This window comes from Mesorhizobium sp. M7A.F.Ca.US.006.01.1.1 (genome assembly GCF_003997935.1).
In the GTDB taxonomy this organism is placed as follows: Bacteria; Pseudomonadota; Alphaproteobacteria; order Rhizobiales; family Rhizobiaceae; genus Mesorhizobium.
In genome coordinates, this window is record NZ_RZQL01000052.1 from 1 (window position 1) to 23,954 (window position 23,954).

24 protein-coding genes are annotated in these 23,954 nt (G+C 63.3%); 16 read left to right on the plus strand and 8 right to left on the minus strand.

Going from position 1 to position 23,954, the window contains the following annotated elements; genetic code table 11:
* The first annotated feature begins 177 nt into the window (after positions 1–177).
* The 4 genes from EN943_RS11865 (at position 178) to EN943_RS11880 (ending at position 3,709) form a co-directional block, all read left to right on the plus strand.
* Positions 178–1,428 (plus strand): Zn-dependent hydrolase, encoded by a 1,251-nt coding sequence (locus tag EN943_RS11865; RefSeq protein ID WP_127412768.1) that lies wholly within the window; start codon positions 178–180, stop codon positions 1,426–1,428.
* A 63-nt stretch (positions 1,429–1,491) separates the two neighbouring features.
* Entirely contained in the window at positions 1,492–2,943 is a 1,452-nt protein-coding gene (gene hydA / locus EN943_RS11870; RefSeq protein WP_127412769.1) for a dihydropyrimidinase, read from the plus strand.
* Positions 2,944–2,945: 2 nt separating this feature from the next.
* A complete protein-coding gene (locus tag EN943_RS11875; protein ID WP_127412770.1) occupies positions 2,946–3,308 on the plus strand; it encodes a hypothetical protein in 363 nt (120 codons plus the stop codon).
* A gap of 23 nt (positions 3,309–3,331) precedes the next feature.
* Entirely contained in the window at positions 3,332–3,709 is a 378-nt protein-coding gene (locus EN943_RS11880) for a hypothetical protein (protein ID WP_206522748.1), read from the plus strand.
* Between the two features lie 17 nt (positions 3,710–3,726).
* On the opposite strand, the gene EN943_RS11885 is transcribed toward EN943_RS11880, so the two are convergent.
* Positions 3,727–4,131: a cupin domain-containing protein gene (locus tag EN943_RS11885; protein WP_127412772.1), complete on the minus strand. Its 405-nt coding sequence runs from the start codon at positions 4,129–4,131 to the stop codon at positions 3,727–3,729.
* 130 nt (positions 4,132–4,261) lie between these two features.
* Here EN943_RS11885 and EN943_RS11890 point away from each other — a divergent pair, with 130 nt between their 5' ends.
* The 4 genes from EN943_RS11890 (at position 4,262) to EN943_RS11910 (ending at position 8,419) form a co-directional block, all read left to right on the plus strand.
* Entirely contained in the window at positions 4,262–5,053 is a 792-nt protein-coding gene (locus tag EN943_RS11890) for an ABC transporter ATP-binding protein (RefSeq protein ID WP_127412773.1), read from the plus strand.
* A gap of 325 nt (positions 5,054–5,378) precedes the next feature.
* Positions 5,379–6,257: an ABC transporter permease gene (locus EN943_RS11900; protein ID WP_127412774.1), complete on the plus strand. Its 879-nt coding sequence runs from the start codon at positions 5,379–5,381 to the stop codon at positions 6,255–6,257.
* The gene (locus EN943_RS11905) at positions 6,254–7,408 is read left to right on the plus strand and encodes an ABC transporter permease (protein WP_127412775.1); all 1,155 of its coding nucleotides are present in this window, start codon (positions 6,254–6,256) and stop codon (positions 7,406–7,408) included. Before EN943_RS11900 ends, EN943_RS11905 begins: the two co-directional genes overlap by 4 nt.
* Positions 7,409–7,447: 39 nt before the next feature.
* On the plus strand, positions 7,448–8,419 hold the full coding sequence (locus EN943_RS11910; protein WP_013894623.1) for an ABC transporter substrate-binding protein: 972 nt from the start codon (positions 7,448–7,450) through the stop codon (positions 8,417–8,419).
* A gap of 51 nt (positions 8,420–8,470) precedes the next feature.
* Here the strand turns inward: EN943_RS11910 and EN943_RS11915 are convergent, their stop codons facing one another.
* Complete coding sequence (locus tag EN943_RS11915; RefSeq protein WP_127412776.1) at positions 8,471–8,929, minus strand: Lrp/AsnC family transcriptional regulator; 459 nt, start codon at positions 8,927–8,929, stop codon at positions 8,471–8,473.
* 123 nt (positions 8,930–9,052) lie between these two features.
* On the opposite strand from EN943_RS11915, the gene EN943_RS11920 reads away from it, so the two are divergent.
* Positions 9,053–10,336 (plus strand): cystathionine gamma-synthase family protein, encoded by a 1,284-nt coding sequence (locus EN943_RS11920; protein ID WP_127412777.1) that lies wholly within the window; start codon positions 9,053–9,055, stop codon positions 10,334–10,336.
* A gap of 154 nt (positions 10,337–10,490) precedes the next feature.
* Positions 10,491–10,931 carry a CHRD domain-containing protein gene (locus EN943_RS11925; RefSeq protein WP_127412778.1) on the plus strand — a complete coding sequence of 147 codons (441 nt, stop codon included), beginning with the start codon at positions 10,491–10,493 and terminating at the stop codon, positions 10,929–10,931.
* 35 nt (positions 10,932–10,966) lie between these two features.
* Here EN943_RS11925 and EN943_RS11930 read toward each other — a convergent pair whose 3' ends face one another.
* From EN943_RS11930 to EN943_RS11940, 3 genes are all read right to left on the minus strand, one after another.
* Complete coding sequence (locus EN943_RS11930) at positions 10,967–12,616, minus strand: thiamine pyrophosphate-binding protein (protein WP_127412779.1); 1,650 nt, start codon at positions 12,614–12,616, stop codon at positions 10,967–10,969.
* Entirely contained in the window at positions 12,613–13,788 is a 1,176-nt protein-coding gene (locus EN943_RS11935; RefSeq protein ID WP_127412780.1) for a CaiB/BaiF CoA-transferase family protein, read from the minus strand. Before EN943_RS11935 ends, EN943_RS11930 begins: the two co-directional genes overlap by 4 nt.
* A 99-nt stretch (positions 13,789–13,887) precedes the next feature.
* Positions 13,888–14,820, minus strand: coding sequence for an alpha/beta hydrolase (locus EN943_RS11940; RefSeq protein WP_127412781.1), 933 nt, complete (start codon positions 14,818–14,820; stop codon positions 13,888–13,890).
* A gap of 183 nt (positions 14,821–15,003) precedes the next feature.
* Here EN943_RS11940 and EN943_RS11945 point away from each other — a divergent pair, with 183 nt between their 5' ends.
* The 4 genes from EN943_RS11945 to EN943_RS11960 all read left to right on the plus strand — a co-directional run bounded on the left by EN943_RS11945 (position 15,004) and on the right by EN943_RS11960 (position 19,915).
* Entirely contained in the window at positions 15,004–16,011 is a 1,008-nt protein-coding gene (locus tag EN943_RS11945) for a ribonuclease (RefSeq protein WP_127412782.1), read from the plus strand.
* 182 nt (positions 16,012–16,193) lie between these two features.
* Positions 16,194–17,843, plus strand: a complete 1,650-nt coding sequence (ettA, locus tag EN943_RS11950; protein WP_027034974.1) for an energy-dependent translational throttle protein EttA — start codon at positions 16,194–16,196, stop codon at positions 17,841–17,843.
* Positions 17,844–17,881: 38 nt separating this feature from the next.
* Positions 17,882–18,649, plus strand: a complete 768-nt coding sequence (tam, locus tag EN943_RS11955) for a trans-aconitate 2-methyltransferase (protein WP_127412783.1) — start codon at positions 17,882–17,884, stop codon at positions 18,647–18,649.
* A 144-nt stretch (positions 18,650–18,793) separates the two neighbouring features.
* Positions 18,794–19,915: a beta-ketoacyl-ACP synthase III gene (locus EN943_RS11960; protein ID WP_127412784.1), complete on the plus strand. Its 1,122-nt coding sequence runs from the start codon at positions 18,794–18,796 to the stop codon at positions 19,913–19,915.
* 10 nt (positions 19,916–19,925) lie between these two features.
* Here the strand turns inward: EN943_RS11960 and EN943_RS11965 are convergent, their stop codons facing one another.
* Positions 19,926–20,492 (minus strand): isoprenylcysteine carboxylmethyltransferase family protein, encoded by a 567-nt coding sequence (locus EN943_RS11965; RefSeq protein ID WP_127412785.1) that lies wholly within the window; start codon positions 20,490–20,492, stop codon positions 19,926–19,928.
* 197 nt (positions 20,493–20,689) lie between these two features.
* Here EN943_RS11965 and EN943_RS11970 point away from each other — a divergent pair, with 197 nt between their 5' ends.
* Complete coding sequence (locus EN943_RS11970; protein ID WP_127412786.1) at positions 20,690–21,307, plus strand: MOSC domain-containing protein; 618 nt, start codon at positions 20,690–20,692, stop codon at positions 21,305–21,307.
* A 47-nt stretch (positions 21,308–21,354) separates the two neighbouring features.
* Here EN943_RS11970 and EN943_RS11975 read toward each other — a convergent pair whose 3' ends face one another.
* Positions 21,355–22,194 carry an SDR family oxidoreductase gene (locus tag EN943_RS11975; RefSeq protein ID WP_127412787.1) on the minus strand — a complete coding sequence of 280 codons (840 nt, stop codon included), beginning with the start codon at positions 22,192–22,194 and terminating at the stop codon, positions 21,355–21,357.
* A gap of 133 nt (positions 22,195–22,327) precedes the next feature.
* Complete coding sequence (locus EN943_RS11980) at positions 22,328–23,290, minus strand: D-amino acid aminotransferase (RefSeq protein WP_127412788.1); 963 nt, start codon at positions 23,288–23,290, stop codon at positions 22,328–22,330.
* A gap of 158 nt (positions 23,291–23,448) precedes the next feature.
* Here EN943_RS11980 and EN943_RS11985 point away from each other — a divergent pair, with 158 nt between their 5' ends.
* On the plus strand, positions 23,449–23,952 hold the full coding sequence (locus EN943_RS11985; RefSeq protein ID WP_127412789.1) for a hypothetical protein: 504 nt from the start codon (positions 23,449–23,451) through the stop codon (positions 23,950–23,952).
* The last annotated feature ends 2 nt before the right edge of the window (positions 23,953–23,954 follow it).

Genomic DNA, 23,954 nt, shown 5'->3' on the forward strand with positions numbered 1-23,954 from the left:
CCGGCGACATCATCGCGCTGTCGCCGCCGCTGATCATCACCAAGGGCCAGATCAACGAATTGATCGACCATGTGCGCGAAGTGCTGAGGTCGATAGATTGACGGACTGGGCGCGGATATCCCTCCCCTCGAGGGGGAGGGGGACGCCGGCGCCCCGCAATCGATGAGGTTTTAGAGCATGGCCGCACCCGGCGAGAATCTGCGAATCAATTCAGACCGTTTGTGGGATTCCATCATGGAGATGGCGAAGATTGGTCCCGGCATTGCCGGCGGCAACAATCGCCAGACCGTGACCGACGAAGACGGCGAAGGGCGGCATCTGTTCAAGCGCTGGTGCGATGCGGCCGGGCTCGAAATGGGCGTCGATGAAATGGGCACGATGTTTGCCCGCCGCGAAGGCACCGATCCCAGCCTGCCGCCGGTCTATGTCGGCAGCCATCTCGATACGCAGCCGACCGGCGGCAAGTACGACGGCGTGCTCGGCGTGCTGGGCGGGCTTGAAGTGGTGCGCTCGCTCAACGATCTCGGCATCAAGACCAAACATCCGATCGTCGTCACCAACTGGACGAACGAGGAGGGCTCGCGCTTTGCGCCGGCGATGATGGCGTCCGGCGTGTTCGCCGGCGTGCTCGACCAGGCCGATGTGTACGGGCATGTCGACAAGCAGGGCAAGAAATTCGGTGGGGAGCTCGAGCGCATCGGCTGGAAAGGCAGCGAGAAGGTCGGCGACCGCAAGATCCACGCCTTCTTCGAACTGCATATCGAACAGGGTCCGATCCTCGAGGACGAAGATATCGACATCGGTGTCGTCACCCATGGCCAGGGCCTTAAATGGCTGCAGGTGACGCTGACCGGCAAGGAAGCCCACACCGGCTCGACGCCGATGCCCAAGCGCCGCAATGCCGGGCTCGGCATGGCGCGGGTGATCGAACTGGTGCACGAGATCGCCATGGACTACCAGCCCGATGCCGTCGGCGCGGTCGGCCACATGGAGGTCTATCCCAATTCGCGCAACATCATCGCCGGGCGCACCGTCTTCACCGTCGATATCCGCTCGCCGGAAAAGGAAGTGCTGGACGCGATGGATGGCCGCATCCGCGAAGGCATCGACACGATCTGCGATGCACTCGATATCCGCTACGAGATCGAACAGGTCGGCGCTTTCGATCCGGTGACCTTCGATGCCGGCTGCGTCAAGGCGATCCGCGATGCCGCCGAACGCCTCGGCTATTCGCATCGCAACATCGTCTCCGGCGCCGGCCACGACGCCTGCTGGATCAACCGCGTCGCGCCCACCGCCATGGTGATGTGCCCTTGCGTCGATGGGCTCAGCCACAACGAGGCCGAAGAGATCACCAAGGAATGGGCTTCGGCGGGTGCCGACGTCTTGTTCCACGCGGTGGTGGAGACGGCTGTCATCGTGGAGTGAGCTTAGAATCCACCTTCCAAACGACGCTCGTAAAGAAGCGCGAAGAGAACAAGGGAACAGTTAATGACCAAAGTCATCCGAAACGGCACCATCGTCACCGCCGACCGCACCTGGAAGGCCGATGTGCTGATGCAGCATGGCAAGATCGTCGCCACCGGATCCAACCTGCGTGGCGACCACGAGTTCGACGCCACCGGCTGCTACATCATGCCCGGCGGCATCGACCCGCACACCCATCTCGAAATGCCGTTCATGGGCACCTATTCGGCCGACGATTTCGAATCCGGCACCCGGGCAGCCTTGTCGGGCGGCACCACCATGGTGGTCGATTTCTGCCTGCCGGCGCCACAGCAGTCGCTGCTCGAAGCCCTGCAGATGTGGGACAACAAGACCTCGAAAGCGTCCTGCGACTATTCCTTCCACATGGCCATCACCTGGTGGGGCAAACAGGTGTTCGACGAGATGGCAACCGTCGTCGACAAGGGCATCACCTCGTTCAAGCACTTCATGGCCTACAAGGGCGCGCTGATGGTGGATGACGACGAGATGTATGCGTCGTTCCAGCGCTGCGCCGACCTTGGCGCGCTGCCGCTGGTGCACGCCGAGAATGGCGACGTGGTCGCGGCCCTTTCGCAGAAGCTGCTGGCAGCCGGCAATAACGGTCCCGAGGGCCACGCCTATTCGCGTCCACCGGAAGTGGAAGGCGAGGCGACCAACCGTGCCATCATGATCGCCGACATGGCCGGCGTGCCGCTTTACGTCGTGCATGTCTCGTGCGAGCAGAGCCACGAGGCGATCCGCCGGGCGCGCCAGAAGGGCATGCGGGTGTTCGGCGAACCGCTGATACAGCACCTGACGCTGGACGAAAGCGAGTATTTCAACAAGGACTGGGATCACGCGGCGCGCCGCGTGATGAGCCCGCCCTTCCGCAACAAACTGCACCAGGATTCGCTGTGGGCCGGCCTGCAGGCAGGCTCCCTGCAAGTGGTCGCGACCGACCATTGCGCTTTCACCACCAAGCAGAAACGCAACGGCGTCGGCGATTTCACCAAGATCCCGAACGGCACCGGCGGCCTGGAGGATCGCATGCCGGTGCTGTGGACCAAGGGCGTCAACACCGGGCGGCTGACGATGAACGAGTTCGTCGCGGTGACCTCGACCAACATCGCCAAGATCCTCAACATGTACCCGAAGAAGGGCGCCATCGTCGAAGGCGCGGATGCCGACATCATCGTCTGGGATCCGAAGCGGAAGAAGACGATTTCCTCGAAGAAGCAGCAGTCCGTCATCGACTACAACGTGTTCGAAGGCGTCGAGGTGACCGGCCTGCCACGCTTCGTGTTCTCGCGCGGCGAACTGTCGATCGAGGAAGCCGAGGTCAAGGCCAAGTCCGGCCATGGCCAATTCGTCGGCCGTGAGCCCAACGCGGCGGTCAACCGCGCGCTGTCGACGTGGAAGGACATCACCGCGCCGCGCAAGGTGGAACGGTCAGGCATCCCGGCGACGGGGGTCTGAGCTTGGCGCGTTCGGCCGCGCTGATCTCGGCGGCTGTTGCCGGTGGTCCGGCAAGCGCGGCCGGCGTGCTGCCTGGCTCCTGGGGCAACGATGTCGGCTGTGCCGGCGTAAAGGCCGGCTACCAGGACAGCGATATCTATATCCTGCTGACCGCGGAAGGCATCGAGACCTATGGCAGTGGTTGCCGGTTCGACCAGCAATTGACGTCGGCGCTCGGCACGCAATCGTTGCGTTCGACCTGTTCCGCCGAGGGTGAGGCGGGGACGACGGTCGAAACAATCCTGGTCACCAAGAAGGGAGAGGCTGGCTTCTTCGTCACCATCCCTGGCCTGAAAGAACTGGGGCCGCTGCAATCATGTTCTTAACTTTGGGCAATGGGGGAACGGGCATGCGTGGTTCTGGTCTGTCTGTTGCGATGATTGCCGTTCTGGCCGCTGGCCAGGCTTTCGCGGCAGGCATCGACCTGTCGAAACCCTATGGCGACAAATATGGCTGCATCAACCGCAACGGCCAGGAAGTCGCCGCCGATCAGATGCTGCTTTTGACCGACAAGGAATTGATCACCGCCGCCAGCGCCTGCACGTTCACGAAGACGCAAACGCTGGCTGACGGATCGCTCGTGGTGACCGCGACATGTGAGGCGGAAGGCGAAGAAGGGCAGGAGCCGACCAAATTCACCATCAAGCGCAGCGCCAAGAACGCCAAGAAGCTGACGGTCGCCGATGAGGACGGCAATGTGATGGGGGAAGTCGCGCGGTGCAAATGACCGCGCTCCCGTCAGCGTCAGGCGACCAGCGCATCCAGTTCCGGCAGCAGGACGACGCTTTCCTGTTCATTGGGATCGGTGCGGGCGATGACGGCCGAAGACGGGGCGTTGCTCAGATTGGCCGGAAGATGCGGCACGCCGGCCGGAATGTAGAAGAGATCGCCGGCCTTGACGACGATGTGATGTTCGAGCCTGTCGCCGTACCAGGTATGTACCTCACCGGAGAGCACGTAGATCGCCGTTTCATGGCTTTCATGCAGATGCGCCTTGGCGCGAGCGCCGGGCGGCATGGTGAGCACATGCATGCAGATGCCGGAGGAGCCTACCGACTCTGTTGCAATACCGGCGGAATAGGTCAAACCCTGCTTGCCTTCATAAGTGCTTTCAGGGCGGATAAGATGACAGGTGGGTTTGGGCGACATCGGGGAAACTCCGGGCGTCGATTGAGCAAAACAGGGCCAATGGGACAGGGCGAGTGGAAAACAACATCGCGATAAAAGCAATCGGAATCCGGCCGGCGCCCCTGTGGCGGGAACAGGCAGGCCGCGGCCGATGACAGGGATTTCGCCAGCCGTCGTCGCGGCAAGCAAACTTGGCCTCACGTTCCAGACCAATGACGGACCAGTCCAGGCGCTGTCCAATGTCGACCTGACCATCGGCAAGGGCGAGTTCGTCTCCTTCATCGGGCCGTCGGGCTGCGGCAAGACCACCTTGCTGCGCGTCGTCGCGGACCTGGAGAAGCCGACCTCGGGAACGATCTCGGTCAACGGCATGACAGCAGAACAGGCGCGCGAGAAACGCGCCTATGGCTACGTCTTCCAGGCCGCCGCCCTGTTTCCCTGGCGCACCATCGAGCGCAACGTCGCGCTGCCGCTCGAGATCATGGGTCTGTCCAAGGCCGAGCAGGGCGAACGGATCAAGCGCACGCTCGACCTCGTCAACCTCGCGGGTTTCGAGAAGAAATATCCCTGGCAGCTGTCCGGCGGCATGCAGCAGCGCGCCTCGATCGCCCGCGCGCTGGCCTTCGACGCCGACCTGCTCTTGATGGACGAGCCGTTCGGCGCGTTGGACGAGATCGTGCGCGACCACCTCAACGAGCAATTGCTGGAGCTATGGGCGCGCACCGACAAGACCATCTGCTTTGTCACCCACTCCATTCCCGAAGCCGTGTATCTCTCGACGCGGATCGTCGTCATGTCGCCGCGACCGGGCCGGGTCAGCGACATCATCGAATCGACGCTGCCGAAGGAGCGGCCGCTCGACATCCGCGAGACGCCGGAATTCCTGGCAATTGCCGCGCGCGTCCGCGATGGCTTGAGGGCAGGCCACAGCTATGATGATTGAGGGCTCCGAAGAGCGAGCTGCCCAGCGCGCCTTCGTCATCCTAGGGCGAAGCAAGCGCGAAGCGGCTTGCGCAGACCCTAGGATCCATGCCGCGACATTAGCCGAAGAGTGCAAACGGCTCAGAATACTCGCCAAACAGAGCGAGGCGCAGGTGGCCATGTTCCGCACCGCCGCCGAGCGGAGAGGTAGCGGCATGGATCCTAGGGTCTGCGCCGCGTCGCTTCGCTCCTTGCTTCGCCCTAGGATGACGAAGAGAAAGGCGCCCGGCCTTCGCTTCGCTCCGGCCACCCTCTCCCCGGCGGGGAGAGGAGAAGGGGAGCGCTAGATGGACACCGTCCGCGACAAGCTCATCCCCGTGACCTCGATCCTCTTGGGCGTGGTCGTGCTCTGGTACGTCTTTGCCGTCATCCTCAACGCGCCGTTCCAGCGCGATCTCGATAGCCGTGCCAACGAAACCCCCGGCACCGTAGAATTCATCGGCAAGACGCTGGCGCAGCCGAAACCGACGCTGCCGGCGCCGCATCAGGTGGCGGTGAATTTCTTCGAAAACACTTTTCTGCGGCCCATCACTTCGAACCGCAGCCTCGTCTACAATGCCTGGGTGACGCTGTCCTCGACGCTGCTCGGCTTTGCCTTCGGCACCGCGCTCGGCATCATCATCGCCGTCGGCATCGTGCATGTGGCGACGCTCGACCGCAGCCTGATGCCGTGGATCATCGCCTCGCAGACCATTCCGATCCTGGCGGTGGCGCCGATGATCATCGTCGTTCTGGCGGCGGTCGGCATCACCGGACTGATCCCGAAGGCGATGATCTCGACCTATCTGTCCTTCTTCCCGGTGACGGTGGGCATGGTGAAGGGTCTGCGCTCGCCCGAGATCATGCATCTCGACCTCATGCACACCTACAATGCCAGTGCCTCGCAGACCTTCTGGAAACTGCGCGTGCCGGCCTCGGTGCCGTTCCTGTTTACCTCGATGAAGGTGGCGGTGGCGGCAAGCCTGGTCGGCGCCATCGTCGGCGAACTGCCGACCGGTGCGGTCGCGGGCATCGGCGCCAAGCTGCTCGCCGGCGCCTACTATAGCCAGTCGATCGACATCTGGTCGGCGCTGGTTGCCGGTTCGATCGTGGCGGCACTTCTGGTCATGGTGGTCGGCATTGCCGGACGCCTCGTCGATCGCGCCATGGGCGGGAGGCCGGCATGAACTGGCTGAAGCCATCCTGGCAAGCGGTGCTGGCGATCGTGCTGTGCGTGATCGCAGTGGCGCTCGGCGCGATGTCGAAGCCGGAAGCGGCAGCGCTTGCGGACCCGACCGCAAGCATCAATTACCCCTACCTCGGAACGAAGAGCTTGATGCTCGGCTTGGCCATAGTGGCGGCGCTGATCTCGATGACCAGGATTCCTCCTCTTGCGGAAGCCGTCGTCCTGTTTGCCGGCGCCCATCTCGTCGCCTGGTTGCTGATCTCAGGCATTGCAGGTTTTGAAGGCTCGGCACTGGCACCGTACTTTCTGCTGCTCACGGCGGCCTGGCTGCTTGGCTGGCGTTGCGTGGCGGTGCTGTCGGGGCTTCGCCCGATGGCAAATTGGGCCCGCACCGCGCTCCGCCTGATCATTCCGGCCATCTTCGGTGCCTGGATCCTGATCATCTGGGAAGCGGTAACGCGTGGCGCCGGCATTCCCTTCATCCTGTTGCCGCCGCCGAGCGCCATCGGCGTGCGCATCGCCGGCTCGCTGCCGACACTCGGCGCCGATGTCCGGCAGACCATCTTCAAGGCGGTAATCTTCGGCTACGTCGTCGGCAGTGGCGCCGGCTTCATCACCGCGATCCTGGCCGACCGGGTGCCGTTCCTGCGGCGCGGGCTGCTGCCGATCGGCAACATGGTCTCGGCGCTGCCGATCATCGGCGTCGCGCCGATCATGGTGATGTGGTTCGGCTTCGACTGGCAGTCCAAGGCGGCGGTGGTCATCATCATGACCTTCTTCCCGATGCTGGTGAACACGGTCGCCGGTCTGGCCGCCTCCGGCCATATGGAGCGCGACCTGATGCGCACCTACGCGTCGGGCTACTGGCCGACGCTCTTGAAGCTTCGGCTGCCGGCAGCAGCTCCCTTCATCTTCAACGCGCTGAAGATCAACTCGACGCTGGCGCTGATCGGCGCCATCGTTGCCGAGTTCTTCGGCACGCCTGTCGTCGGCATGGGCTTCCGCATCTCGACCGAGGTCGGGCGGATGAACATCGACATGGTCTGGGCCGAAATCGCAGTTGCAGCACTTGCGGGTTCGGTCTTTTATGGCGTGGTCGCTCTTGTCGAAAGAGCCGTCACGTTTTGGCATCCCTCTGTCCGTGGTGGATAGGGGCGGTGGGTTTAGGGCACTAACTTCAGAGGGTAAAAAATGAAAAGACTGATTATTCCTGTTCTGGCCGGCGCGATGTCGCTCGCCGCGTTCCAGGCAATGGCCGCCGACAAGGTGACGTTGCAGCTGAAATGGGTCACGCAGGCCCAGTTTGCCGGCTACTATGTCGCCAAGGCCAAGGGTTTCTATGAGGCCGAGGGTCTCGACGTCGACATCAAGCCCGGCGGTCCCGACATCGCTCCCGAGCAGGTGATCGCCGGCGGTGGCGCCGACGTCATCGTCGACTGGATGGGCGGTGCGCTGGCCGCCCGCGAAAAGGGCGTGCCGCTGGTCAACATCGCCCAGCCGTTCAAGAAGGCAGGCATGGAGCTGGTCTGCCCGAAGGACGGGCCGATCAAGACCGAAGCCGACTTCAAGGGCCACACGCTCGGTGTCTGGTTCTTCGGCAACGAATATCCGTTCTACGCCTGGATGAACAAGCTCGGCCTCAAGACCGATGGCGGCCCCGACGGCGTCACCGTTCTCAAGCAGAGTTTCGACGTGCAGCCGCTGATCCAGAAGCAGGCGGACTGCATCTCGGTCATGACCTACAACGAGTACTGGCAGCTGATCGATGCCGGCTACAAGCCGGAACAGCTGACCGTCTTCAATTACTCGGCGATGGGCAACGACCTGCTCGAGGACGGGCTCTATGCCTCGGAAGACAAGCTCAAGGATCCTGCCTTCGAAGACAAGATGGTGCGTTTCGTGCGCGCCTCGATGAAGGGCTGGAAATACGCCATCGACAACAATGACGAAGCCGCAGGCATCGTCATGGACGGCGGCGGCCAGGACGAGAACCACCAGAAGCGCATGATGAGCGAAGTCGCCAAGCTGATCGACAATGCCGACGGCAAGCTTGACCCGGCGACCTACGAGCGCACCGCCAAGGCGCTGCTCGACCAGAAGATTATCACCAAGGAGCCGACCGGCGCCTACACCACCGCGATCACCGACAAAGCCGTCAAGTAAGCCTGGTCGGTAACGTCTAGATATTTCAACGCGGCGCCTCCGGCAGAAATGCTAGAGGCGCCGTTCCTTTATGGTGTTCATGACGAAGCTGGTTTCGATCGAGGCGACGCATTTCAGCCGCGCGATCTTCTCCTTGATGAAGCGCTCGTACTGCTCGAGGCTGCCGGTCACCACCTTCAGCACATAGTCACGCGACCCGGTGACGAGGTGGCATTCCAGCACCTCTTCCCAGCCGCGGATCGCGTCCTCGAACATGACGATCTCGTCCTCGTTCTGGCGGCTGAGCCGGATGGTGGCGATGGCGACCATGCTCCAGCCGAAGGCTGAGGGATCGACCAGGGTGGTGTAGCCTCTGATCACGCCGGTCTCCTCCAGCCGCCGCACCCGCCTCAGGCAGGGCGACGGCGACAGGCCGATCCGCTCGGCAAGCTCGTTGTTGGTGATGCGGGCGTCGGCCTGCAACTCATGCAGGATTTTCAGGTCGAAATCGTCGGCTATCTTCTGCTGCATTTTCGGTCTCTCCAGGCAATTAGTTGCGGGAATGCAGCCATGCGAGCCCAAGAATAGCAAGGACTGGCCGATCGGGATCGCATAAATTGCTGCGCGATATCACTCGAAAAGGCAGGAAAAGCCATGACCGCGCCACGCCCGTCGAAAACCCATATCGGCAATCACAAGCTCCACCCGGAGACGTTGATGCTGAGCTATGGCTTCGATCCGCAGCTTTCGGAGGGCGCCGTCAAGCCGCCGGTGTTCCTGACCTCGACCTTCGTGTTCAAGTCGGCGGAGGAGGGACGCGACTTCTTCGACTACACGTCCGGCAGGAAGGAGCCGCCGAGCGGCACCGCCTCCGGCCTGGTCTATTCGCGCTTCAATCATCCCAACAGCGAGATCGTCGAGGACCGGTTGGCGATCTATGAGGGGACGGATGCCTGCATCCTGTTTTCATCAGGCATGTCGGCGATCGCCACGACACTGCTCGCCTATATCAGGCCGGGCGACGTCATCCTGCATTCGCAGCCGCTTTACGGCGGCACGGAGACGCTTCTGACGCGCACGCTCTCCGGCTTCGGCATAGGCGCTGTCGGCTTCGCGGATGGCGTGGATGAGCCGGCGGTGCGCACGGCCGCCGACGCGGCCGTCGCGAAAGGCCGCGTGTCGGTCATCCTGATCGAGACGCCGTCAAACCCGACCAACAGCCTTGTCGATCTCGCGCTGATGCGCAAGATCGCCGACGAGATCGGCGCGAGCCAAGGGTCAACGCCGATCATCGTGTGCGACAACACGCTGCTCGGCCCGGTGTTCCAGCGGCCGATCGAACATGGCGCCGATGTCTCCGTCTATTCGCTGACCAAATATGTCGGCGGCCATTCCGACCTCATCGCGGGCGCCGCCATGGGCAGCAAGGCGGTCACCAAGCCGATCAAGGCGTTGCGCGGCGCGATCGGCACACAGCTCGACCCGCATTCCTGCTGGATGCTCGGCCGCTCGCTGGAGACGTTGTCGATCCGCATGGAGCGGGCCAACGACAATGCGCGCGCGGTCGCCGAATTCCTGCGCGATCATGCCAAGGTCGAGAAGGTGCATTACCTGCCGTTCCTGGGCGAGGACACGCCGGCGGGCCGCGCGTACAGGGCGCAATGCACTGGTGCCGGCTCGACTTTCTCCTTCGATATCAAGGGCGGGGAGAAGGCGGCTTTCGCCTTTCTCAACAACCTGCAGATCTTCAAGCTGGCGGTGAGCCTCGGCGGAACCGAGTCCTTGGCCAGCCACCCGGCAGCCATGACCCATTCGGGCATACCCTTCGAGGTGCGCCAGCGCATCGGCGTGCTGGAGACCACGGTCAGGCTGTCGATCGGCGTCGAGCATCCGGACGATCTTATCGCCGACCTGACGCAGGCGCTGGCGGCGGTCTGACCGCTATCGCTAAAGCCGGACAGGACGGGCCATCGGATCTCTATACGTCATCACAAAACCGTGTGGTTGGATACATTGTGCTGCCAAGCCGTTCCGTTGGCGCATGCGCGCGCCGGGGAGCCGCGACGTGTGCGCAGTCAATCGGAGGTTCTTCATGCGCACCCAGTCCTTCTTACCGGCGCTGTCGGCGCTGGCCATTTCGACCGCTTTCCTGTTCGCATCGCCGGCCCTGGCAGCCATGGAAAAGTTCAAGGCGACGCTCGACGGCAGCCAGCAGAGCCCGCCCATCACCACGAAGGGTAAGGGCACGGCCACCTTCACCTTCGACACGACCAAGAAGAAGCTCAGTTGGAACGTCAAATATTCCGGCCTCAGCGGACCGGCGACGGCCGCGCATATCCATGGCCCTGCGGCGATGGGTCAAAACGCCGACCCTGTCATCCCGTTCAAAAAGCTCAAGAGCCCGATCAAGGGCTCGGAAACGCTGACTGATGCCCAGGCGGCCGACCTGGAGGCCGGCAAATATTACGTCAACGTCCATACCGCAGCGAACAAGGATGGCGAGATCCGCGGCCAGATCGAAAAGGCGAAGTAGCTTGAATGGCAGAGGGCGGAAAGCCGCCCTTTGCCTCAGCTCTTATCGCGGATCTGGGTCATCGTCTTGGTCGGCGTGATCGCTTCGGGGTCCAGCCTGATTTCGACGATCGCCGGCTTGCCGCTGGCGCGGGCACGTTCGAAGGCCGGAGCGAAGTCGGCGGTCTTCTCCACCGTTTCGCCATGGCCGCCATAGGCGCGAGCGAGGGCCGCAAAGTCGGGGTTCTTGAGATCCGTGGCCACCACGCGGCCGGGATATTCGCGCTCCTGATGCATGCGGATGGTGCCGTAGATGCCGTTGTTGACGACGACGACGATTATCGGCAGGTCATACTGGACGGCGGTGGCGAATTCCTGCCCGTTCATCAGGAAGCAGCCGTCGCCGGCGAAGGCGACCACGGTGCGCTCCGGGAACAGCTCCTTGGCGGCGACGGCCGCAGGCGTGCCATAGCCCATCGAGCCTGACGTCGGCGCACCTTGAGTGGCGAAGCGGCGGAAGCGGTGGAAGCGATGCACCCAGGTGGCGTAATTGCCGGCGCCGTTAGTAAGGATGGCATCGTCGGGCAACATCTTTTCGAGGTAGTTCATGATCGGGCCCATCTGGACCGAGCCGGGGCCGCCTTCCGGCGGTGTCGACCAGTCGAGATAGGCGGCATGCAGCTTTGGCGTTTCGGCTGCCCAGGTGGGCTCCGAGGCCGGGTTGCGCTTGGCGAAAGCGTCGATGAAGGCGGAAGGCGAGGCGTTGATCGCCAGTGTCGGGCGATAGACGCGGCCGAGTTCGCCGGCGTCGGCATGGACATGCACCAACGTCTGGTCGGGATAGGGGCTTTTCAGCAGCGTGTAGTCCGAAGAGGGCATTTCGCCCATGCGGCCGCCGATCAGCAGCACGAGATCGGCCTGCTTGATCGCTGTGGCCAGCTTCGGGTTGATGCCGATGCCGACATCGCCGGCATAGTTCGGATGCAGATGATCGAACAGCATCTGGCGGCGGAAGGAACAGCCGATCGGCAGCGACCAGGCCTCGGCGATCGTGCGCATCTGTGCCACGGCATCGGTGTCCCAGCGCGTGCCGCCGAGGATGACGAACGGCCGCTTGGCCTTAGCCAGCAGTTTTTCCAGCGCATCGAGCTCCGCTTCGCCCGGCCGTGTCTCAACCGGCGTGTGCGGCAAGGCGATGGGCGCTTCGACGATACTGGTCAGCATGTCTTCGGGCAGCGAGATCACCACCGGGCCGGGACGGCCCGATGTCGCCACCGCGAAGGCGCGGGTGACGAATTCGGGGATGCGCGAGGCGTCGTCGATCTCGACCACCCATTTGGCGATGTCGCCAAAGAACCTGACGTAATCAACTTCCTGGAAAGCCTCGCGCTCCTTGGCGTGGCTGGCGACCTGGCCGATGAACAGGATGACGGGTATCGAATCCTGCATGGCGATGTGGATGCCGGCCGAGGCGTTGGTGGCGCCGGGGCCACGGGTGACGAAGCAGATGCCGGGCTTGCCGGTCAGGCGGCCGTGGCAGTCGGCCATCATGGCGGCACCGCCTTCCTGGCGGCAGACGATGGTGCGGATCGCTGAATCATGCAGCGCGTCGAGCACCGCCAGATAGGATTCACCCGGCACGCAATAGATGCGGTCGGTGCCATTGGCTTCGAGCGCGTCGACGATGAGTTGTCCGCCGGTCTTCATTGTCCAGACTTCTCCAGTTCGGCAAGGATTTCTTGCGTGTGCTCGCCCAGGCGTGGCGAGGGGCGCTCATAGACCAGCGGCGTGCCCGACATCACCATCGGCGCACGCACCGAAGGCAGAAGATTGCCATGGCCGTCGTCGAGATCGAGCCGCATGCCGCGCGCAATGGTCTGCGGGTCGGCAAACATCTGCCCGATCGTGTTGATCGGGCTGGCCGGCACGCTGGCCGCTTCCAGCTTGGCCAGCAGCGGGTCGCGATCAAAAACCTTCAGCGCCTCGATCATGTGCTCACGCAACTTCACCCGGTTGGCGACCCGCGCCGGGTTGGTGGCGAAATCGGGATCTGCAGGCAAATCTTCCAGTCCGACGGCAGCGCAGAACTTGGCGAACTGGCCGTCATTGCCGACCGCCAGGATGATGTGCCCATCCCGGACCGGCACCACTTCGTAAGGGGCGATGTTCATATGCGCATTGCCCATCTGCACCGGCGACTTGCCGGAGACGAGATAGTTGAGGTTCTGGTTGCCGAGCGCCGAGATCTGAGTGTCGAAGAGCGCCATGTCGACGTGCTGGCCGTCGCCGGTCTGTTCGGCATGGCGCAGTGCTGCCTGGATGGCGATGACCGAATAGAGGCCGGTGAAGATGTCCGAGATGGCGACGCCGGCCTTTTGCGGCTCGCGGCCGACCTCGCCGGTGATCGACATCATGCCGGCCATGGCCTGGATGATGAAGTCGTAGCCGGCGCGTGGCGCATACGGGCCGTCCTGACCAAAGCCGGTGATCGAGCAATAGACGAGGCGGGGGTTGATCTTGCGCAGGCTGTCATAGTCGAGGCCGTATTTCTTCAGGCCGCCGAGCTTGAAGTTCTCGATCAGCACGTCCGATGTCGCGACCAGCCGGCGCACGGTCTCCGCGCCTTCCGGCGTCGAGAAATCGATGGCGATGGAGCGCTTGCCGCGGTTGCAGGAATGGTAATAGGCGGCCGACAGGTTCTCGCCGTCCTTGCCCATGACGAAGGGCGGGCCCCATTTGCGGGTGTCGTCGCCGCCATCGGGGCTTTCGACCTTGATGACATCGGCGCCGAGATCGGCAAGCAACTGCCCGGCCCATGGCCCGGCAAGGATGCGGGCGAGTTCGACGACGCGGACGCCTTTCAGCGGGGGCTCAGCCATGGATCACCGTGGTTGCCGCAATCACCTTGATTGCTGCGAAAGCAGAGCCTCTATCAAGCCCTGCAACGGCTGTCACGGCTCTTGCAATGGGCCAATCCGTCACGCTTTGAGGACTTCGTCGGCCCAGGCGGCGAAATCATCCATGATGATGTCGCGATTCACCTCGTTCAGGCTTTCGTGGCGGGTGTCGGCGTAAACCTTTGAAACCAGATTCGAAAAGCCCATCTTGCGCATGCGGCTGGCAAGATGCGTGATCCCTTTGCCATAGTCGGAAGCCGGATCCCTTTCGCCGCCGACGATGCTGATGGGCAGGTCGCGCCGGGTACCGGCAAAGCCGGCATCCTTGCCGCCGTTCAGCGCCATGCCGACGACGTCGCGCCACATCGACACCGAAGCGTCCCAGCCGCACAAGGGATCGGCGATGTATTTCGCCACTTCCGCTTCGTCGCGCGACAGCCAGTCGAACAATGTGCGGTGATCGGGCACCGCCTTGCCCCACGCCTGAAAGGTGAGTTTCGGCAGCAGGCGTGACGGCACGTCGGAGCCGAGCCGCATCCGTTCCCAGGCAAGGATGCCCAGCGCCAGCTGCCCGAGCAAGCCTTGCGAGAAATTACCGTTCCAGATCGCGGCGGCATGGACGCGTGGCGAGTGGCGCAACAGGTAGTTCAGCGCCACCGACGCACCCATCGAATGACCAAACAGGATGACCGGTCTGTTTGGCTGTTCGCTGGCGATAAGATCATGGATGGCGCCGACGTCGGCTATCACCTTGGCCGGGCCGTCGTTGGCGGCGAACCTGCCGAGCGGCGCGTCGGGGGCCTTGGTCGCGCCATGGCCGCGATGATCGTGGACATAGACGTGGAAGCCGCGGGAGCCAAGAAAATCGGCAAAGCGGGCATAGCGCGCTGCGTGCTCGGCCAGTCCATGATTGATCTGGACGACGGCGCGTGCCCGGCCACCGGCCTGCCTGACGAAAAGATTGAGCTCGGCACCGGTCGGCGAGGCAACCACGCGCTGCTGACTGAATGACATGCCGCCTGGTCCCGCCCTTGCTTTTGTCGTCGTTGGGTTTGTTTGCGCCGGCCCACATTATGCGTCAATCCGGCAAACCGGCTTTTCGCGACGATGTTTCTTGCGTTTGGCCAGCAAAATATCGCAATTCTGACATGGAGACAGCTTCAGTCTGTCGCCCACTTGTCCAGCCGGGGATTTTCCATGCGTATTGCTGTCGTTTTCGGATTGGCCATGCTGGCCGCGTCGCTGGCTGGGGCGGCGCGTGCCGACGTCAAGATGAGCGGCTCCTTTGTGGCCGACGCTGCCTGCCCGGCGACGCAAGCGATCAAGAACGGCAAGAACCCCGGCAATGTCTCGACCGATGCCGGGCAGAGCTATCAGCTGCTTGCCGGCAACAAGGATACGCCGACGCACTATCTCATCCTGGTGCCGGGCGCCGACCCGGAGCGCCGCTGGGTGAAGGTCAGCTGCGGCCATGTTTCCGGCAGCAGCGCGGCGACCGTGCCGGCCGCACCTGACGGGCAAGGCAAGCCGGCGGCATCGGGGAAACCCGAATACGTCTTCGCGCTGAGCTGGCAGCCGGCGTTTTGCGAGACAAAGTCGAACAAGACCGAATGCAGGGCGCAGAGTGCCGGTGATTTCGACGCCACGCATTTCACCTTGCACGGCCTGTGGCCGCAGCCGAACGGCAATTTCTATTGCCAGGCGACGGCTAGCGACAAGGCCAACGACAATCCGGCCCACTGGAAAGACCTGCCGCCGGTCAATCTTGACGCCAACACCCGCACGGAGCTCGATCAGGTGATGCCTGGAACTGCCTCCCACCTCGAGCGGCATGAATGGATCAAGCATGGCACCTGCTACGGCAAGAGCCAGCAGGACTATTTCTCCGACGCGCTCAACCTGATGCGCGCGGTGAACAGCTCGCCGGTGCGCGATCTCTTCGCCAAGAATATCGGCGGCAAGCTGACGGCCGACCAGATCCGCGGCGCCTTCGACACTGCCTTCGGGGCGGGAGCAGGGGATCGCGTGCGCGTTTCCTGCGTCATCGATCCATCGAGCGGCAGGCGGCTGATCGGCGAACTGACGCTCGGCCTCGCCGGTCCGATCGGTCCCAACAGCTCGCTCAAGGATCTGCTGCTGGCTTCGGTGCCGACCAACAAGGCCGGCTGCCCAACCGGCAATGTTGACGCGATCGGGTTCCAGTAAGGGCGGCTGAACGGCCTCCAGACTGCACGAGCAGCGGTCCACGCTTGTCCGTGTGATTGGCCTGATCTGGCAAAAGCGATTGCCGTTCGCCGCCGCATCGCCTACATAGCGGCCAACCTCCACTCAATTCGACAGATCCAGTCAGTTTTCTGGGCCAGTCAGTTTTTTCAGGGAAAGCGCGCGTGGCACGCCAGTTCATCTATCACATGGCCGGCCTCAACAAGGCCTATGGCACCAAGAAGGTGCTCGAGAATGTCCATCTCTCCTTCTATCCGGACGCCAAGATCGGCATCCTCGGCCCCAACGGTTCGGGCAAGTCGACGATCCTCAAGATCATGGCCGGGCTCGACAAGGAGTGGAACGGCGAAGCGTGGCTCGCCGAAGGCGCCACTGTCGGCTACCTGGCGCAGGAGCCGGCGCTCGATCCGGACAAGACCGTGTTCGAAAACATCATGGAAGGCGTCGCTGCCAAGACCGCTGTCATCGAACGCTACAACGAATTGATGATGAACTATTCCGACGAGACGGCCGACGAGTCGGCCAAGCTCCAGGACGAAATGGACCGGCTCAACCTCTGGGATCTCGAACAGCAGGTCGAGATGGCGATGGAAGCGCTGGGCTGCCCGCCCAAGGATTCGGAAGTCACCAAGCTTTCGGGCGGCGAGCGCCGCCGCGTCGCGCTTTGCCAGCTTTTGCTGCGCCAGCCCGACCTTCTGCTGCTCGACGAACCGACCAACCATCTCGATGCCGAAACCACGGCGTGGCTGGAAAAGCATCTGCGTGCCTATCCGGGCGCCGTGATGATCATCACCCACGATCGCTACTTCCTCGACAATGTCACCGGCTGGATCCTCGAACTCGATCGCGGCCGCGGCATTCCCTATGAGGGCAACTACACCAAATACCTCGAAGCCAAGGCCAAGCGCCTCAAGCAGGAAGGCCGCGAGGACGACGCCCGCCAGCGCGCCATCGGCCGCGAGCGCGAGTGGATCCAGTCGAGCCCCAAGGCCCGCCAGACCAAGTCCAAGGCGCGTATCCAGGCGTTCCAGGACCTTTTGGATGCAGCCGACAAGCGGCGTCCGAGCGATACGCAGATCGTCATCCCGCACGGCGAGCGGCTCGGCAATGTCGTGATCGAGGCGGAAGGCCTGTCGAAGGGCTTTGGTGACACGCTGCTCATCGACGGCCTGGAATTCAAGCTGCCGCCCGGCGGCATCGTCGGCGTCATCGGCCCGAACGGCGCAGGCAAGACGACGCTGTTTCGCATGATCACCGGCCAGGAAAAGCCGGATGCGGGTTCTGTGCGCGTCGGCGAAACGGTGAAGCTCGGCTATGTCGACCAGAGCCGCGATGCTCTCGATCCGTCGAAGACGGTGTGGGAAGAGATTTCCGGCGGCGCAGAAGTGGTCAAGCTCGGCAAGTTCGAGGCCAACACGCGCGCCTATTGCGCGTCGTTCAACTTCCGTGGCGGCGACCAGCAGCAGAAGGTCGGCAACCTCTCCGGCGGCCAGCGCAACCGCGTGCATTTGGCCAAGATGTTGAAGACCGGCGGCAATGTGCTGCTGCTCGACGAACCGACCAACGATCTCGACACCGAAACGCTGGCCGCGCTCGAAGACGCGCTGGAAAATTTCGGTGGCTGCGCGGTCATCATCTCGCACGATCGCATGTTCCTCGACCGCCTGGCGACGCATATCCTCGCCTTCGAGGGCGACAGCCATGTCGAATGGTTCGAGGGCAATTTCGAGGATTACGAGCAGGACAAGATCCGCCGCCTCGGGCCAGATGCCGTCAACCCGCACCGCATGACCTACAAGAGGCTGACGCGGTAGGGGGCCGGGCGGCGATCTCACCAGCATGAGGAGCTCAAATGGCTGATTGGTCCGCCGCCCAATATCTGAAATTCGAAGACGAGCGCACGCGGCCCGCGCGGGATCTTGTGGCGCAGGTGCCCGTCGACTTTCCACGCCGGGTCGTCGACATCGGCTGCGGGCCGGGCAATTCGACCGAACTGCTCGTCGGGCGCTGGCCGGATGCTGAGGTGAGCGGCTTCGACACCTCTCCCGACATGATCGAAAAGGCGCGGGCTCGCTTGCCCGAGGTCACCTTTGATCTCGCCGATGCCTCCAAATGGCAGCCGGCGGAGCCGGTCGACGTGATCTTCGCCAATGCGGTGTTCCAGTGGCTGCCCGAGCATCCCGCAGTGTTCCAGCGGCTGATGGGTTTTCTCGCGCCAGGCGGCGCGCTGGCCGTCCAGATGCCCGACAATATGGGCGAGGACTCGCACCGCCTGATGCGCGAGACCGCCGCCGAAATGCCATTTGCCGAAAAGCTCAAGGGCGCTGCGCGCGGGCCGTTGCCGCCGGTGTCGTTCTACTATGACCTCCTGTCGCCGCTCAGTGATCGGCTGGACATCTGGCACACCATCTACGACCACCCGCTTGCCGACGCCGAAGCGATCGTCGAATGGGTGAAGTCGACGGGCCTGAAACCGTTCCTCGATCCGCTGGGCGCCGACGAACGGGCGATGTTCCTCGAAAGCTACACGGCCAAGATCGCCAAGGCCTATCCGAAGACGGCTAGCGGCAAGGTGCTTTTGCGCTTTCCACGCATCTTCATCGTTGCCAAGCGGGCCTGATTATCCACGTTGCACGAGGACCAGTCCGGCCTAAACCTTTGGTTTAAGCCGGCGTAAACCGCCGCGGTGAGAAAACTGTTGCGCCGGAGCGTTCCGGCGCCCACATGAAGCCCGCAACGCCTGCGGATGGGACGGACTGGATATATGCATCGCGTCATCATCAGCGGCATCGGCGTTGAAATTCCCGAACCCACAATCACCAATGAAGAGCTGGTGGCCAGCTTCAATGCCTGGGTCGACATGGAGAACGCGCGTCGCCTTGGCACCGACGAGCCGCCGCTGTCGAAATCGGACAGCGACTTCATCGTCCACGCCTCGGGCGTGCGCACCCGTCATGTCATCGAGCGCGAAGGCATTCTCGACCCGACCCGGATGGCGCCGCGCATTCCGGCACGGCCCGACGATGCGCTGTCGCTGCAGGCCGAGTTCGGCATCGCCTCGGCCAAAAAGGCTCTCGACCACGCTGGCCTAAAACCGTCCGATCTCGATTTGGTGATCTGTTCGGCCTCGCATCATCAGCGGCCCTATCCGGCGATCGCCATCGAAATGCAGGAGGCGCTGGGGACAAAGGGCGCCGGCTTCGACATGGGGCTTGGCTGTTCTTCGGCGGCGGCCGCCTTGCACGTCGCCGTCAATTTGGTGCGGTCCGGCGCGCACAAGCGCATTCTGGTGACGACGCCGGAGATCATCACCGGCCACCTTAATTTCCGCGACCGGCAGACGCATTTCATCTTCGGCGACGCTTCGGTGTCGATGGTGGTCGAAGGGCTGGCCAAGGGCGACAAGCGGCCGGGGCGCTTCGAGGTGCTCGACACGCGTATCTGGACGCAGATGTCGAACAACATCCGCACCAATCTGGGCTACCACACCCGCACCGCCCAGCATGATCCCTACATGATCAACCTGGAAGGCAATCTGATCAAGCAGGTCGGCAACAAGGTGTTCAAGGAAGTCACCGTCGCCGGGCAAAAATTCATCGTCGAATTCCTGGCCGAGCACGGGCTGACGCCGCAGGCGATCAGGCGCTTCTGGCTGCATCAGGCCAATGCGCGCATGAATGCGATGATCCTGAAGCTGTCGTTCGGCCACGAAGTCGACCACGATCGCGCGCCGATGGTGCTGGAGCGGCTGGGCAACACGGCGGGCGCAGGCGCCATCGTCGCGCTGTCGGAGAACCACGCCGACATGAAGCCCGGCGATTTCGGCCTGATCTGCGCCTTTGGCGCGGGGTATTCGATAGGTGGTGCGCTGTTGCGGATGCTTTGAGCTTGTCTGGTCAAGCTGGTGCGAACGGCACCAGCATCGGAACGCGCGCGGCATAGTCATCGTAAGCATGGCTGAGTTCTTCGCGCAGGAAGCTCTCCTCGAGCCTCGCCTTGACGACGATGCCGATGATGAGCAGTGCGGTTCCGGCTATGCCCCAGACGGTGCCCTTGGCCGCCATGGTGGCGAGGATCGCCAGCAGCAATCCGGTGTAGATCGGATGCCGGACAAGGCCATACGGGCCGGTGTTGACGACACGGTGCCCGGCCTTGGCGGTGATGGTGCCCGACCACAGCCTGCCGAGATGCAGGCGCGCCCACCAGGCAAAGGCGATGCCGACGGCGATCAGGGCGACACAGATCCAGGCTTCGGGGAGATCAGGCATCCACAGCCTGAGCCGGCCTTCATAGCCATGCGCTGGAATGAACAGCAGCACCGCGCCGGCCACCCAGAGACCCCGATAGCGGGCCTCTGCCCTGAACCCGGCGCGCCTCTGGGCAGGGTCGGACCAAAGGGCGGCGACGGCCCAGCTTCCAGCCCAGATCAACCAAAGCAACGTGATTGCCGTCACAGGTCGCATGATCAACCTCCGCAAACCGTGTGGACGTCACTATGAAACCGGCACCGCGCGGCGGCAATGCGGTGCGAGATCGATGACAGGTAAGAAGAGCGTGATCGCGATCCCATCGGCGCTGTTGATCGGACGATCAGCACTTTCGACTGGACGCCGCGAAGCCCGCCCGGCTAACTCGTCGAATGACGATTGGAAAGAACGCCATGCTGGATCTCTTCTCCGAGGCTGAAAAGCCGGTTGAAATCATCCCCGCGCGAAAGCTTGCCGCCAGGGCGGCAGCGCTTTACGTGGCGCCGGCGGATCATTTTCAGACGCGCCCGGTGGACGAATTGCAGTTTGGTTTCGACGGCATATCGGGCGATTTCCATGCCGGACCGACACGACGCTCGGGCGGGCGTGAACCCTGGTACCCGCGCGGCACGGAAATGCGCAACGAACGGCAATTGTCCATCGTGGCAGCGGACGAGCTGGCGGTTGCCGCCGAACGCATGGGCCTGGCCGCGATCAAGCCGGAGTGGATCGGCGCCAATCTTGTGATCGAAGGGGTGCCGAATCTCTCCATGCTGCCGGCCGGCACATTGCTGTTCTTCAAGGGCGGCGTGACCATCAAGGTCGACGCACAGAACGGCCCGTGCCGCATCGCCGGCCGGTCGATCGCCGAAAACGCCGGAATGGCCGACGTCGAAGCCGGCGCGCTGCTGTTCCCGAAGGTCGCCAAGCGGCTGCGCGGCGTCGTCGCCTGGGTCGAGAAGCCGGGAACGGTCATGGCCGGGGAAGAAATCTCGGTGCGCGTACCGGAGCAGTGGATCTATCAAGCTTGAGGGCAGGCTACGCCGCCTTATGAGGCGGCGTAGCAAAGTGCTGGACTTCAGCCCTTGCGGTTTTTCTTGGCGCCTTGCGCCATGGTGGAGACGTCGTCCCACTTCTCCCAGGTGGCAATGCGGTTGGCGTATTCCTGCTTGATCATCGGCAGGCCGCCGTCGCCGAAGAACACCCGCAGCGGCGGCTCGGCGGCGTCGACAATGGCCAGCATGGCCGGCCCGGTGGCCTCTGGATCGCCGGCGACCGAATTGGCGCGGCGCTCGGCCATCTTGGCGCGAGCCGGCGCATAGGCCTCGATCGGTTGGGACACCTTTGCCGACGGGCCGGCCCAGTCGGTGGAGAAGCCGCCCGGTTCGACCAGCGTCACATGGATGCCGAATTCCGCGACCTCGATGCTCAGCGACTGGCTGAAGGCCTCCAGCGCCCATTTCGAAGCGTGGTAAAGGCCGAGCGAGGCAAAGGCATTGACGCCGCCGATCGACGAAATCTGGATGATGTGGCCGGAACGCTGCGCCCGCATGATCGGCAGTGCGGCCTGAGTGACCCACAGCGCGCCGAAGACATTGGTTTCGATCTGGTCGCGGGCTTCCTGTTCGCTGACCTCCTCGATGGCGCCGAAATGGCCGTAGCCGGCATTGTTGACGACGACGTCGAGCCGGCCAAAACGCTTGTGCGCCTCGGCGACTGCGGCATCGACGGCTTTCTTGTCGGTGACGTCGAGCTTTATCGCGGCAATCCTGTCGTCGTATTTCTCGACGAGATCGGCGAGCGTGCCGGCATCGCGGGCGGTGGCCGCGACGCTGTCGCCGCGCGCGAGTGCGGCCTCGGCCCAGACGCGACCAAAGCCCTTCGACGATCCGGTGATGAACCAAACCTTGTTTGTCATGATCTTGGAGTCCTTGCCCCTGCGGGCGTGATTTTTGCGCGAAAGCGGAGGCTTCTCCGCTTTCGGGCATATACGGTCCATCCTCCGATTTTCCAGAGGCGACCGGAACCTTTCGAAAAAGACGCCTGAATTATCAGGGATAATTCACCTGAGACGAGCATGCCGGATCGTCATGCTTTTGCCAGTAGAGCGCCATCACGCGGCTGGTGATCGGTCCGACCTTGCCGTCGGCGACCTGGATACCATCGATCTCAGTCACCGGCATGATGCCGCCCGCGGTCGAGGTGATGAACACCTCGTCTGCCTCGCGCAATGCGGCGACGCTGACATCGGTCGCGGCGGCGGCAAGACCTTCTTCGCCACAGAGATCGAAGACGGTGCGGCGGGTGATGCCGGGCAGCACGCCAATGGAAGGCGTCGACAGTTTGCCATCCCTGACGCAGAAGACGTTGAAGCCCGGGCCTTCGGCGACATTGCCATTGAAGTCGAGAATGAGCGCGGTCTCGGCGCCGCGGTCATAGGCATCGTAGAGGCCGCGCACCAGATCGAGCCAGTGGTAGTTCATGATCGCCGGGTCGATCGAGGCCGGCGGAATGCGCACCTTGTCGCTGATGGCGACGCGCAGCCCGCGCCGCAACTGCTCGGCATTGGCGACCGAGCCGAACGGCACGGCGAACGCCATGAAGCGGTTGACCGCCTGGCGCGGGTCGCGGCTGAAGGTAGGCGAGGCGCCGCGCGTGCACAGCATTTCGACATAGGCGGCGCGATGACCGGACAGCGCCACGCAATTGTGCAGGATTTCGGTTACGCCGTCGCGATCGAACGGAATGGTCATGCGCAGCTTTTCCAGCCCGCCGAAAAAGCGCTCGAGATGCAAATCGAGGCGGAAGAAGCGGCCATTCCAGACATGCACGGTGTCGTAGGTGGCGTCGGAATGCAGAAAACCCCAGTCCAACACCGAGATCTTGGCCTGCGACATCGGCAGGTATTGGCCGTCGAGGAAAGCGACCCCCTCGGGATAGGAGTGCGGGTCGACATGGCGGTCGTCGACCACGGGCGGTCGCTTCTCGTCCTGTGTCGTCGCCGTGTGGCTCATCGGGGCCTCCTGTCGCGCAAGGCGAGATCAGCAGGCTATCGGCGCAGGGCTGAAGGCATAGAGCCACCCGCCCGGTGCTGTTCGGCCTCGATGACGATCTGACCGATACATTGGATCGGAATTGCCTTACATTGCCCGCTCTGAACGGGCGGGAGAAGATGGGCAGGCTTGGGGCCGTCATAGCAGCCATGGCGATGTTCGCCGCCGCGAGCGAAGCCAGCGCCCAGTGCGCGCGCGAAGGCGAGGAATTGTGCCAGGGCGGGCAGACCTATCGCTGCGAGAAAACCGGCAGCGAATTGACACCGATCTTCCAGAACCTGCCTTGTGCGGTGAACGTGCCGTCGCTGAGCGGCACCTGGCTCGGCAACGGCCACCAGAGCCCGGCGGGTGACGCCGGGGCCGACTGGGCGATCGCCATGACCATCAACGATGGCAGCGCGTCGATCGACTATCCTTCGCTCGGCTGCGGCGGATCGCTGTCGCAGACGTCCAGGGACGGCACGTCGGCTGAATACCACGAGAGCATCACCTACGGTCAGGACAAGTGCATCGATGGCGGCAACATCACCGTCAGGTTTTACAAGGGCAATCTATCCTGGACCTGGGTCGGCCAGGCCGACGGCCAGCCCTACAATGCGGTCGCAGTGTTAAAGCGGAAGTAGCC